10 protein-coding genes and 2 riboswitches (2 of these 12 running past the window's edge) are annotated in these 11,908 nt (G+C 47.8%); of the genes, 2 read left to right on the forward strand and 8 right to left on the reverse strand.

Translation table 11 applies throughout. The annotated features are described in order from the left end of the window. The 5 genes from QVO97_RS10765 to QVO97_RS10785 form a co-directional block, all read right to left on the reverse strand. A partial coding sequence (locus QVO97_RS10765) for a molybdopterin biosynthesis protein (RefSeq protein ID WP_288189666.1) occupies nucleotides 1-1,651 on the reverse strand: 1,651 nt, incomplete at its 3' end. Between the two features lie 74 nt (nucleotides 1,652-1,725). Continuing rightward, nucleotides 1,726-2,955, reverse strand: coding sequence for a molybdopterin molybdotransferase MoeA (gene glp / locus QVO97_RS10770; RefSeq protein WP_022360329.1), 1,230 nt, complete (start codon nucleotides 2,953-2,955; stop codon nucleotides 1,726-1,728). Between the two features lie 249 nt (nucleotides 2,956-3,204). Continuing rightward, nucleotides 3,205-3,345, reverse strand: a riboswitch (molybdenum cofactor riboswitch). Nucleotides 3,346-3,487: 142 nt separating this feature from the next. Continuing rightward, entirely contained in the window at nucleotides 3,488-4,198 is a 711-nt protein-coding gene (locus tag QVO97_RS10775; protein WP_022360330.1) for an ATP-binding cassette domain-containing protein, read from the reverse strand. After that, a complete protein-coding gene (locus QVO97_RS10780) occupies nucleotides 4,185-4,868 on the reverse strand; it encodes an ABC transporter permease (RefSeq protein WP_022360331.1) in 684 nt (227 codons plus the stop codon). Before QVO97_RS10780 ends, QVO97_RS10775 begins: the two co-directional genes overlap by 14 nt. A 210-nt stretch (nucleotides 4,869-5,078) precedes the next feature. After that, a complete protein-coding gene (locus QVO97_RS10785) occupies nucleotides 5,079-5,999 on the reverse strand; it encodes a substrate-binding domain-containing protein (protein ID WP_022360332.1) in 921 nt (306 codons plus the stop codon). Nucleotides 6,000-6,127: 128 nt separating this feature from the next. Then, nucleotides 6,128-6,249: riboswitch (molybdenum cofactor riboswitch) on the reverse strand. A gap of 586 nt (nucleotides 6,250-6,835) precedes the next feature. On the opposite strand from QVO97_RS10785, the gene QVO97_RS10790 reads away from it, so the two are divergent. Together QVO97_RS10790 and hypD are read left to right on the forward strand one after the other, a co-directional pair. Next, complete coding sequence (locus QVO97_RS10790) at nucleotides 6,836-7,756, forward strand: trans-4-hydroxy-L-proline dehydratase activase (protein WP_022360333.1); 921 nt, start codon at nucleotides 6,836-6,838, stop codon at nucleotides 7,754-7,756. A gap of 5 nt (nucleotides 7,757-7,761) precedes the next feature. Beyond that, entirely contained in the window at nucleotides 7,762-10,209 is a 2,448-nt protein-coding gene (gene hypD / locus QVO97_RS10795) for a trans-4-hydroxy-L-proline dehydratase (protein ID WP_022360334.1), read from the forward strand. 174 nt (nucleotides 10,210-10,383) lie between these two features. Here hypD and QVO97_RS10800 read toward each other — a convergent pair whose 3' ends face one another. Further along, the gene (locus QVO97_RS10800; RefSeq protein ID WP_022360335.1) at nucleotides 10,384-11,466 is read right to left on the reverse strand and encodes an ethanolamine utilization protein EutH; all 1,083 of its coding nucleotides are present in this window, start codon (nucleotides 11,464-11,466) and stop codon (nucleotides 10,384-10,386) included. A gap of 97 nt (nucleotides 11,467-11,563) precedes the next feature. Next, a protein-coding gene (locus tag QVO97_RS10805) for a 2-hydroxycarboxylate transporter family protein (protein ID WP_288189669.1) crosses the window boundary here: on the reverse strand, nucleotides 11,564-11,908 show its 3' portion. 42 nt of this gene lie beyond the right edge of the window; the window shows 345 of its 387 coding nt (coding positions 43-387); its start codon lies beyond the right edge, outside the window — the gene reads right to left on this strand; the stop codon is at nucleotides 11,564-11,566. Further along, on the reverse strand, nucleotides 11,884-11,908 hold the 3' end of the coding sequence (locus QVO97_RS10810) for a 2-hydroxycarboxylate transporter family protein (protein ID WP_022360336.1). 971 nt of this gene lie beyond the right edge of the window; only the last 25 of its 996 coding nucleotides appear in the window; its start codon lies off the right edge, out of view; it ends in the stop codon at nucleotides 11,884-11,886. The genes QVO97_RS10805 and QVO97_RS10810 overlap by 67 nt, the downstream gene beginning before the upstream one ends.

Raw genomic sequence — 11,908 nt, forward strand, 5'->3', positions numbered from 1 at the left:
GCGTTGCCGCCTCTCTGTCATATCCGTGAATCTCTTCCGGTGAAATACCGGCTTCCTTCAGCTTATAATCAAAAAGGACTCTTGTCCCCGCTCCTCTCTGTCGGTTGACATAATTCAAACCACGTAGATCTTCAATTTCATGGATTCCAAGCGGATTTCCTTTTTTTACGATAATTCCCTGAATTCGCTCAACCCCCTTGACAAGTGCCATTTTTTCACCCGCAAACAGTTTTTTCAGGATCGCAATATTATATTCTCCTGTCTCTTCATCCAGCAGGTGGGTCGGAGCCAGATGTGCCTCCCCCCGCTTTAATGCCATTAAACCGCCCATACTGCCTACATGCGTACTGGAAAGGTAATTACCCGGGTACATACACGGCAGTAAATCTGCCATCACATCCAGAATCAGATCATGGCTTCCGATTGCTACAGCCGTACTTCCAATTTCCTCCAGGGAACGGTATAACTCTACATCAACGGTATCTCCTGCCTCGACTCCCTCGCTGTTCTGAGGAATCACACAGAACCCGTCTGCCCGCACCAGGCTCATCGCCGCTCCCGCCCCGCGCGCCAGCGGAGAAGCAACGAGCTTGTCGCCCACTTCTCCTACTTTCACCCGCACATACTCTTTATGTTTCAGGGATGATACAAGGCGTTTGGATATGACAGCCCGCACCGTCGTGCCGGCTGTTTCTGTACGTCCTGCCAGTTTCTGCAGCACAGGAATCACAAAATTTTCAAAGTTGATATAGGCGGATACCGGATATCCCGGAAGTCCGATCACCGGTTTTCCATTGACAATCGCCAATATTACCGGTTTTCCCGGCTTGATTGCCACCCCGTGTACCAGAACCTCCCCCAACTCCCGAAGTACATGAACCGTAAAATCTTCGGTTCCTGCACTGGAGCCGGCATTGACAATTACCATATCATAGTTTTCAACCGCCTCTGCCACCTTTGCTTTCAATGTTTCATACTCATCCGCAATCGGTGGAAAACGGTGGGGCGCACCGCCATGTTCCGTTACCAGTGCCTCAAATACTCTCGAATTCGATTCGATGATGTCCCCATCCTTGGGTTCCTGTCCCGGCTCTATGATTTCGGTCCCTGTCGGAAAAATCGCTACCGACGGCTTTTTCAATACCTCAATCTCTGTAATTCCGCCAGACAGGAGAACACCTATATCAATCGGGCGTATCTCATGATAACCGGGCATCAGCATCTCACCCGCTACGATATCTTCTCCGATCGGGCGCACATGCTGCCATGATGCAGCTGCATCCGTAATCTGCACCGAGCCATCCTCCTGCTCCAGCAGATCCTCCGCCATGATAACTGCATCGCATGGTGCGTGAATCGGATCGCCCGTATCCACCACTGTAAAATCTGTACCTGGATACAGGGTAAGTGGTTTCCGCTCCGATGCTCCTTTTGTTTTCTCTGCCTCAACCGCGATTCCATCCATCGCCGCTGCATTGTAAAGCGGAGAACAATATTTCGCATAGACTGCCTCTTTTGTAATCCGGTGCAGACTTTCCGTCACGGGAATCCATTCTGCCTTGGGGCTTAATAATTCCCCCAGTGCTTTCTGGTAAAGGGCTTTTGCCTCCTCCACCGGTGTATTATTCAGATATAAATTTCTCTTTCCCATCTCTGCCTCTATTCTGTTTCCATCAGGCTCTGCCGATCCTTTATCCTCCGCCGTCCCTCTGGAAGCAATTCATTTTAAAAACGGTATACCTTCACCTGCTCACCCTTCTTCAGCCCCTCCTGATTCATATCAATCAGAACGTAGCCGTCTGCCTCTGCCATCGTCGAAATCAAGCCTGATTTTCCAAATATCGGTTCTGCCTCCAGCCCCTGTGGAGCCATCAGAAGCTTTACCAGCAGGCAGGTTGTTTTTCCGGGTGCCCCCGCCAGGTTCGTTGTCATAAAGGCTTCTAACGGAGGTTGATCCGGCTGACCTGTCACCTGCTTCCAGAGCCACACAAATAATAAGTGGAAAACGGCAAGTGCTGCTGCCGGATGCCCCGGAAGTCCTCCTAACAGCGTATTTTTCTCTTTATCATATCCCAGAATCGTCGGTTTTCCCGGTTTCAGTGCCAGCCCATGGGTAAATACTCCCTCCTTGGAGATGCGGTTTAATATCTCCATCGTCATATCCTTCTTTCCCTGGGAGCTTCCTCCAGAGATCAGAATCAAATCACAGGCTTTGACCGCCTCCCGGATTTTCTCCTCTAACAGTACCTCTTCATCCCTCACTGCCTCTGCCAAAACAAGCTCCAGACCTGTCTTCTTCACATAACAGGACAGCGCCCATGTATTAATATCCCTCACCTGCCCCGGTCCGGGAACCTGATCGATCCTGACCAGTTCGTCGCCCGTCGATAGAACTGCCACCTTCCACGGTTTAAAAACCGGCACCTGCACCACGCCAAGCGCTGCCAACGTTCCCGCCTGCGCCGGACCAATCCGGGTTCCCGCTTTAAGGACTATATCCCCGGTTTTTACATCTTCTCCCGGAAGCACGATGCATTTCCCATACGGAACATTTTCATACAGGGCAACCTCATCTGTTCCGAACCGTTCACTGTATTCTACCATCACCATGGCATCTGCCCCTTCCGGAACCATGCCGCCGGTCGGCACATAGGCACAGGTACCCGGTTCAATCTTTGATACCGCCGGATGCCCTATCTCTACTTCTTCCAGCACCTTTAGAAAAACCGGGATACTTTCCGTTGCGCCCGCCGTGTCCTTGGAACAGACTGCATACCCGTCTACACTGGAACGGCGGAATGCCGGAATCATTTCCCCAGAGACAATATCTTCTGCTAAAATACGGTCAGATGCATCTGCAAGCGCAACCTGCTCCGTTTCTGGCAGGCATTCTTTTGCCGCTTTAAGCAGACGTTCCCGCGCCTGCACCAGCGTATCAACTTTCAATAACTTCATAGTTCCTCCCTTGCGGCATGATTCTTCTTTGCGAAGGTACGCATCCACGCGAAGTGCTTTTGATTCATAGACCGCCCTCTCCGAATGAAACAAAAAACGAATACAGAAAACATTCCGCTCTCTGTATCCGTTCCTGATGATGCAGTCTGCCTCTTATGGCTTTCTGCTGATATGCACTTATCTACATCAGGCTTTGCTTGCGCTGGCGGAATTTACTGCTCTTTTCCAGAACTTCCGGGTCTTCATCCCGGTCATCCGAGAGCTATTCCTTTCCAATGCATCGTCTGATGCGGGGAGGCACCCGCGTTTCCCCGGATACCCATTGGCTTTTCTTCCATCCTGTCAATCGGTTCACAGCTTAGGCAGAAAAGCTCGAAATCAACTCTGTATAACTGCCGCTCTCGTGCGACAATTCTCTTTTTCATGATTTTCTACCAGAAATTATACCACATTTTCACAAACTGTGTCAATCATCCCAAGCAAAACTCTTCCCATTTTTTTCATATTCAACGCAATCGTCTCGCATTTATATTCATATTTCTGAACTTTTTTCATTTTCACGATATGAAACCTCCGTATCTGCCAGATATCGGCGGATGGACGGATGCGACGGGTGAAGAAGGATTTCTTCCGGTGTTCCGGACACCAGAACATTTCCCTGCTCCATAAAATGTACCTGGTCACAAATCTTGCGGACATGCACCAGCTGATGGCTGATTAGCAGCCATGTCATCTTATTTTTCATCTGCTGCTCCCGCATCAGCTGTTCAAACAATTCTGTACTGTCAGGATCCAGGTTGGAAAGTGTTTCATCAACAATCACAAACGCAGGGTCAAATACCAGCGCCCTGATAAATGATAATTTCTGCTGTTCTCCGCTGCTCAGGGAACGAGCATATTGATTTTTTTTCTGCAAAAGCCCACATCGTTCCAGCCAGGCATCCATCTTCGCTTCATCTGGGCGGATTCCCCGTATTTTCAGCGGATAGATCAGGTTCTGATACACCGTATCATGCAAAAGATACGGTCTCTGTGTTGTCATCGTAATATCCCGGGGTGTCAGTCCCTCGTAATCAATTCTCCCTCCATCCGGAACCAATATCCCCTGTATCAGCTTGGAAAGAGTTGTTTTTCCGCAGCCATTGGTTCCTATCAGACCATGGACCTTCCCGCTCTCCAGATACAGTTCCTCGATTTGAAGCGTAAACTGACCTATCTTCTTTTGCAGTTTAGAGATTTTCATCCGGTGTCTCCTCCTGTCTGAAATGTTCTGCCAATGTCTGTACCGCAAATGCCAGAAGCATCAGGATCACTCCCAAAAATACCCCTTCATAATAATCGCCTGCACCTTTCAGGGTTGAAATCGCAGTCGTCATTGTCCGGGTGCTGTTTTTTATATTTCCACCTACCAGAAAGACCGCCCCGACCTCACTGATGGAACGCCCATATCCAGACACAACCGCAAAATAAATTTCATTTTTCATTTCACGCAGCAGAAGCCGCGCGGTCTGATGCCGGTCAGCTCCCATCGTCCTGGCAAACGCCCGGATCGAAGGTGCCGTGCGGACCGCATATGAATATACCATTCCACAGACGATCGGAGTGATGATCAGAACCTGGGCTGCCACCATTCCTTTGATCGTAAATACCCATCGAAGCGCCCCAAACGGACCTTTTTTTCTCAAAAGCATATATGTGAGCAGTCCGATGACGACCGGAGGTGCTCCCATCAAGGTCCGGTTCACGCGGACTACCAGCTTTTTTCCTGGAAATTTCGTCTGCTCCAGCACAAGTCCCAGAAAAATTCCAAGCATGGACGCAATCAAGGTTGACCAGAAAGACATCACCAGCGTTACCCGGATAGAATCTATCACTCCGACCGTACCAAAAAATTTTGAAAACAGGTTTCCCATATTTTTTCTCCCAGCATATCCACTGAAACACCTTATATTCTGCAGGCGTTCTCATTTTCTCAATTCTTAATGACAGAAAAACCGGAAAAAGTGCATCCTCCCTTCTCCGGTTTCCTGTTTATAAATTATAAATTCTGCAAGGTTCAACTGCCTGCTTTATTCGTTTAAATACGCTAATTCCAGCTCTGCCGCATATCATCCGGCAGTATTCTACTTCTGCTCTGCATTCGGGAAGAATAACGGCTCGCCGTACTCCTTTACGCCGTATTCGCCGATCAGCGTCTGGATTTCCGGAGAACAGATCCACTTGATAAACGTATTCGCCGCCTCGTTGTTGACATCCGGATATTTCTCCGGATTTACTGCGATAACGCCGTACTGGTTTAAAAGTTCCTTGCTGCCTTCACATACAATATCCATATCCGGGAAATCTGCCTTCTTGGCAAGCCAGGTACCGCGGTCAGACAGGCAGTAGCCACCTTTTTCATCTGCCATCGCCAGTGTATCAGCCATTCCAGCGCCTGCCGATACATAGTTTGGATTGCTCTCATAATCTGTAATTCCCAGCTTCTCCCAGATTCCGGTCTCCTTGTTATGGGTACCGGAGTTGTCTCCACGGGACACAAATGTCAGCTGCTCGTCCATGATCTGTTTAAATGCAGCGTTGATATCATCCGTCTTTGCAATCGGACCATCCTTCGGTCCTACGATCACGAAATCATTATACATAACCTGGAAGCGCTCTACACCGTAGCCGCTCTCCACGAATTCTTCTTCTTTTGCTTTGGAATGAACCAGTATCACATCCACTTCACCGTCTTTTGCTTTCTGAATCGCATCACCGGTTCCTACTGCCGTCCACTGTAAGTCAATACCTGTATCCTCTAAAAAGATTGGCTTTAAGTAATCCAGAAGACCTGTATTATCGGTACTGGTCGTCGTTGCCATCAGAAGCGTCTCTCCGGATGCTTCCTTGGTCTCCTCTGCACTGCTTTCCTCAGCAGCCTCTGCGGTTGTCTCTGCGGCGCTTTCCGCCTCCGTCGTCTCTTTTGCGCTTCCGGAGCAGGCTGTCATAGACAATGCTGTCATGGCTGCCATTGCCAATGCAATGATTCTGTTTGTCTTCTTCATGAAATCGTTCTTCTCCCTTCTTTTGTTTAAGAATACTCTGAAAAACATTTCATCGGAACGAGACTCTGGCAGAGGATGCGCCGCCTTTTACCAGCTGCCTTTCTTTCTAACTAAGCAGCAGGTCCTACTTCTCTTTCCAATGCATTTCTTTCCAAATGCGGGAGGCATCCGGGTTTCCCCTGATACCCATTGGCTGTAAACCCTGACAATATACTGTGTTAGGTTTTTCAGCTCGAAATATAGTTTTCCTGGCTTCTGCTGTCCGGGCTCTTCTAATAGTTCCCGAAACATCTTTATACATTTTTACTATACCATGGTAAAATTCCTCTTGTCAACCGGGCAACTTTCACATGAGCGAAATTTTTTCATTTTTTCAAGCTTCTTATTTATTTTGTTTTTTGTTTTCTACTGCTCTTTCCTACTGTTATTCTGGATTTTTAGTCTTTTTTCACTTCTATCTTGATTTTCCCTTTTCATATTTATGCGATACTCTTTTAACTGTGCTTAATTTTTTGTTTTTATTTTATATTTTATGAATATTCAAATCATTTTATCTTTTCTACAATTTTCACTTTCTTTTCATGCATAATATCCTCACTTTTACCAATTGTAAGCCCCCATTTTCTATGATATCTTATATGTTATATTAATTTTCTTTTATAGTCATTCCGCATTCCGCTTGTTTCAACGTGATCGGATGATTATTTTTCAGATTCGTCTGTTAAAAATTAAATTAATACATTTTTTTCAATTTACTCTTGTATTCTTGAGTTGGTTGTAGTATTATAGACTCAGAACTAGAACACAGTCTAGTTTTTGCAAAGGAGGGGGAAAGGATGGCAGAAACTCCTTACATATTTAACATCCAGAAATTTTCAACGCACGACGGCGATGGTGTCCGCACCACGATTTTCTTCAAGGGATGTCCCTTACACTGTATGTGGTGCCACAACCCGGAGAGTCAACATTATTATAAGGAACTGATTTTTCATCGGCACAAATGTACCGCCTGCGGTCGATGCGTTGCAAAATGTAAACAGGGAGCCAATTCCATCGTAGACGGCAAGATTGTATTTGACCGTTCCAAGTGTACCGCCTGCGGCGTCTGTACCGATTGGTGCATCACAGAAGCCCGGGAGTTAGCCGGTAAGGAATACACGGTAGATGCACTTGTCAAAGAAGCAATGAAGGACAAAATCTTCTATGAACAATCCGGCGGCGGTGTAACACTCTCCGGCGGTGAAGTTATGGCTTCCCAGCATATGGACTATGTGGAAGAGGTCTGTCGCAAGCTCCACGAGAACGGTGTCAGCGTTTTCATCGACACCAGCGGCTACACAGACTATGAGAATCTGAAGCGAATTCTTCCTTATGTAGATGTTTTTCTCTACGACATCAAAGTGATGGATCCGGAAGACCACAAGAAGTATATCGGCGTTGACAATTCACTGATTCTTGAGAACTTAAAGAAATTAAGTGATGAAGGCGCAGGTCTTTATATCCGGCTTCCGATTATCCAGCAGGTCAATGCAACCGATGAACACATTGAAAGTGTCATCCATTTCCTGAAAGAAAACAATATTCACGCACGTCAGGTAAACCTTTTACCTTATCATGACATCGGAAAGGGTAAATACGCCAGCCTCGACATGGAGTACCATGATGATGAGATGAGCGTACCGGTGTCCGAGCTTATGGAACACTTTAAGTCCATGTTCGTAGAACAGGGATATGACAAAGTCAATATAGGAGGATGATTTAAATGGCAGAGAAAATTGATACTTCATTCGTAATCAACACACCAGAAGGTCTGTTAAAGGACAACGACCGCGGATGCACCGAGAGAATTAAAAGACTGAGAAGACTCAGCCATTCCACCCAGCCACATCTGGATCTGGAAAGAGCCAAAATCGAAACCGATGTTTACAAAGAGTACGAAGGTTCTGTATCCGTACCGGTTTTAAGAGCTCTTGTTCTGAAAGAGTACTTCTCTAAGAAAACTCTTTACTTAGGCGATGATGAGCTGTTAGTTGGTGAAAAGGGTAAAGACCCGCAGTGTTCACCGACATTCCCGGAGCTGTGCTGTCATACTATCGAAGATATGCACATCATGAATGACCGTAAACTGGTTAACTTCACCGTTACCGAAGACGATCTGAAACTTCAGGAAGAAGAAATTATTCCATACTGGAAGAACCGTGCAGTCAGAGAACATCTCTTAAAAGCTATGACCCAGGAATGGAGAGACTGCTATGAGGTTGGTATGTTCACCGAGTTCATGGAGCAGCGTGGACCGGGTCATACAGCCGGCGGCAAGAACTTCTACATCAAGGGCTACGGCGACTACAAGAAAGAGATCGAGCAGGCTATCAAAGAGCTTGACTACTTCAATGATCCGGAAGCTTATGACAAAGAGCAGGAGCTTCGCGCTATGGATATCTGCTGCGATGCTATCATTATCTTAGGTAAGAGATATCACGATCTGGCTCTTGAGAAAGCTGCTGAGGAGAAGGATCCGGTCAGAAAAGCAGAGCTCGAGCAGATTGCAGCTAACTGTGCCGTTGTTCCGGAGCACAAACCTGAGACCTACTGGCAGGCACTTCAGATGTACTGGTTTACACACCTTGGTGTTACAACCGAGTTAAACCCGTGGGATGCATTTACACCGGGTCGTCTGGATCAGCATCTGATTCCGTTCTATGAGAAAGATACCGCTGCAGGTACTCTGGATGATACAAGAGCTCTTGAGCTTCTTGAGTGCCTCTGGGTTAAACTGTTCAACTCTCCGGCTCCGGTTAAGGTTGGCGTAACCTTAAAAGAGTCCGGTACATACGTAGACTTCGCAAACATCAACTCCGGCGGTGTGAAGGAAGATGGTACTGATGCAGTTAACGCTGTTTCTTACTTAATCCTTGACTGTATGGAAGATATGAGACAGAACCAGCCGAACTCCAACGTACAGATTTCCAAAGTTACTCCGGATAAGTTCTTAAAGAGAGCTTGCGAGATCGCTCGTCAGGGCTGGGGTCAGCCGGCATTCTACAATACCGATGAGCTGATTCAGGAGCTGGTAAATCAGGGCAAATCTCTGGTAGATGCAAGAAACGCTGGATGCTCCGGATGTGTTGAGACCGGTGCCTGGGGAACTGAGGCTTATTGGCTGACCGGTTACTTAAACATCCCGAAGTGCTTACAGCTCGCTCTGTATGATGGCTACGATGTAATGTTCAAAAAACAGATCGGACCGCACACCGGCAAGGCAGAAGACTTCAAATCCTACGACGAACTGTGGAACGCATTCAAGACACAGCTTGAGTACATCATTGATGTTAAGATGCGCGGCAACCTGGTTATCGAGAGAATTTACGCAGAAATGATGCCGGCTCCGTTCCTTTCCATCTGTACCGATGACTGTATCAAGAAAGGTAAAGACTACAACGCAGGCGGTGCAAGATACAACACAAGCTATATCCAGGGTGTTGGTATCGGAACCATTTCCGATGCACTTTCCTCTATCAAGTTCAACGTATTTGACAATCAGAAGTTTACCATGAAAGAACTCATCGACGCTATGAATGACGACTTCAAGGGTCATGAGGATATCCTGAACCTGGTTAAGAATAAGACTCCGAAATACGGCAACGATGATGATTATGCAGATGACATCATGGTAAGCGTATTCAACGAGTACAAAGATTATATCACCGGCAGACCTACCACCAGAGGCGGTGTATATCATGTAGATATGCTTCCGACCACCTGCCACGTATACTTCGGTGATGTTATGATCGCAAGCCCGAACGGCCGTCTGGCACATATCCCGCTGTCTGAGGGTATTTCCCCAGAAAAAGGCGCTGATATCAACGGACCGACCGCAGTTGTTAAATCCTGCTCCAAGATGAATCACTGTGAGACCGGCGGTACTCTGCTGAACCAGAAGTTTACTCCGGCTGCTATCGCAGGCGAGAAGGGTATTGACAACCTGGCTGCTCTGATTCGTTCCTACTTCGCTATGAACGGACATCATATGCAGTTCAACGTTATCGACCGCCAGACTCTGATTGAAGCTCAGAAGAACCCAGAGGAATACAAGGAGCTGATCGTCCGCGTAGCTGGATACAGTGACTACTTCCGTAACCTGGACAAACCGCTTCAGAACGAAATCATTGAGAGAACCGAGCAGAGCTTTGGAGGCTGTGGCTGCTGTTAATTGCTCGCAACCGTTTGACAACTCTAAAAGTCTTCATTGCATCATAATTAATACCTTCTATGAAAATGATATAGCCCCAAAAGGGCGAAAGCCCCGGCAGCGAAACTGCCCGGCAGCGAAACTGCCGGGGCTTTCTTATTTCTTTATCCTTATCTCAATATCAGATATTCCGCTCTACTCTGTTATCATTTTTGACCTTCTCAGACAAATAACCGCCAGGGCAACTGCCAGTCCACCTGACAGCACCTTGCTGATCATATAGGCTGTTACCCAGTTTCCCGGTATCAGGGATGCTACGAAGGTCATCTGACCGCCTACCACATAGGCGCCTGCAACAGAGAAAGCGGCGTTTAATACTTTTCCGCGCTTATCCATCTTGGAAAACAACGGCAGCATCGCAAGGCTCTGTATAAAGGAAAGGAACAGTCCGACAACTGCCTCCTCATTGATACCCAGGACCGCCCCGATACGCTGGATCGGCTTTTGGAGACGTTTTAACGCCACCTGCGACAGCACCAGACCGCCGCACGCTGCGATGACCATGCGGAGTACCATAAAAAGCATTTCCTCAATCAAGGCATTCTCGACAACCGCATACTTCGGCATGAAAATTCCGAAGACTGCCACACCAAACAGGAGAAAACTAAAAATACGGATCGCATTTCCGAGGAAAATCATGATCTTCATCGTCAGCGCCGGAACCAGCACGAATGCCGCAATCAGCACCATGCACAGCACCAGCACCGGGATCATATTAAAAAAGAGCTGACGGACAGGCAGACCCAGCATCAGACCTCCGACCGCCAGACCAGACGGTATGGCAATCAGACCGAAGATGAATCCACGCATCAGCTCTCCTATTTCATCTTTTCGAACAGCTGCCAGAAAGACCGGCAGCTGGTATCCGACCGTCATTCCCAGACTGCCTGCTACCATCGCACCGGTAAATGCCGCCAGCGCCGGTGTCGCCGCCAGCTTCTGTGCCATGCCAAGCGCCCCCATATCCGGCGCCAGAAGGCAGCTTGGAATGAGCGCCGGATCAAATGGCATATGCTTTGCCGCCTCCGCAATCGCTTCCGCATGCGTCTGCACATATGTAACTCCGATCGCATAAAATCCGACCGTGGACATCGCCAGACCCCCCATCGTGGCAAGCCCCTTTTCAAAATTCGGCATCAGCCCCAGCTTTCCTCCCAGTATCTCATCCAAAAGCCCGGCTGCCGCAAATACAAGCATGATCGCAATGAATATGTTCATAAGACCTACCTCCCAGCTTTTCCCTATTTCTCTATTCCCCTGTTTTCACTTATTTTCCCTCTATCAGGCACATTTCTCTGTCAGTCACAATTCTTTTTTACCTCACCAGCAGCTGTATCAGCACGCCCCCGATCGTCAGCATCAGTGCTCCGCAGGAACGCGTCACAATCTGTGCAAATGGAAGCAGTTCCATCCGTTTCGAACTGCTGAGCACCGCCACATTTCCGGAACCGCCCATGTTCGTCGTACACATCCCCGCTGCGATCGATGATTCCAGCGGATAAAATCCCATCTTGATGCCGATCAATCCGGCGGTCAATGTGATCGCCCCGACAATCAGCACGACACTGAGGAGATAAAATGGAGTGATCGTGTGTAAAATCGTCTTTAAATCAATCAGCGTCGCCCCGATTCCGGTCAGCGCCGCCGCTGTCCAGCTGTG

The organism is Clostridium sp. CAG:43 (genome assembly GCF_000434655.1).
GTDB classification, from domain to species: Bacteria; Bacillota; Clostridia; order Lachnospirales; family Lachnospiraceae; genus Otoolea; species Otoolea fessa.

Coding starts and splice junctions, on each gene's coding strand:
- hypD (WP_022360334.1), top strand. CDS start 7,762: ATGGCAGAGAAAATTGATACTTCATTCGTAATCAACACACCAGAAGGT.
- QVO97_RS10785 (WP_022360332.1), bottom strand. CDS start 5,999: ATGAAGAAGACAAACAGAATCATTGCATTGGCAATGGCAGCCATGACA.
- glp (WP_022360329.1), bottom strand. CDS start 2,955: ATGAAGTTATTGAAAGTTGATACGCTGGTGCAGGCGCGGGAACGTCTG.
- QVO97_RS10775 (WP_022360330.1), bottom strand. CDS start 4,198: ATGAAAATCTCTAAACTGCAAAAGAAGATAGGTCAGTTTACGCTTCAA.
- QVO97_RS10790 (WP_022360333.1), top strand. CDS start 6,836: ATGGCAGAAACTCCTTACATATTTAACATCCAGAAATTTTCAACGCAC.
- QVO97_RS10800 (WP_022360335.1), bottom strand. CDS start 11,466: ATGAACATATTCATTGCGATCATGCTTGTATTTGCGGCAGCCGGGCTT.
- QVO97_RS10780 (WP_022360331.1), bottom strand. CDS start 4,868: ATGGGAAACCTGTTTTCAAAATTTTTTGGTACGGTCGGAGTGATAGAT.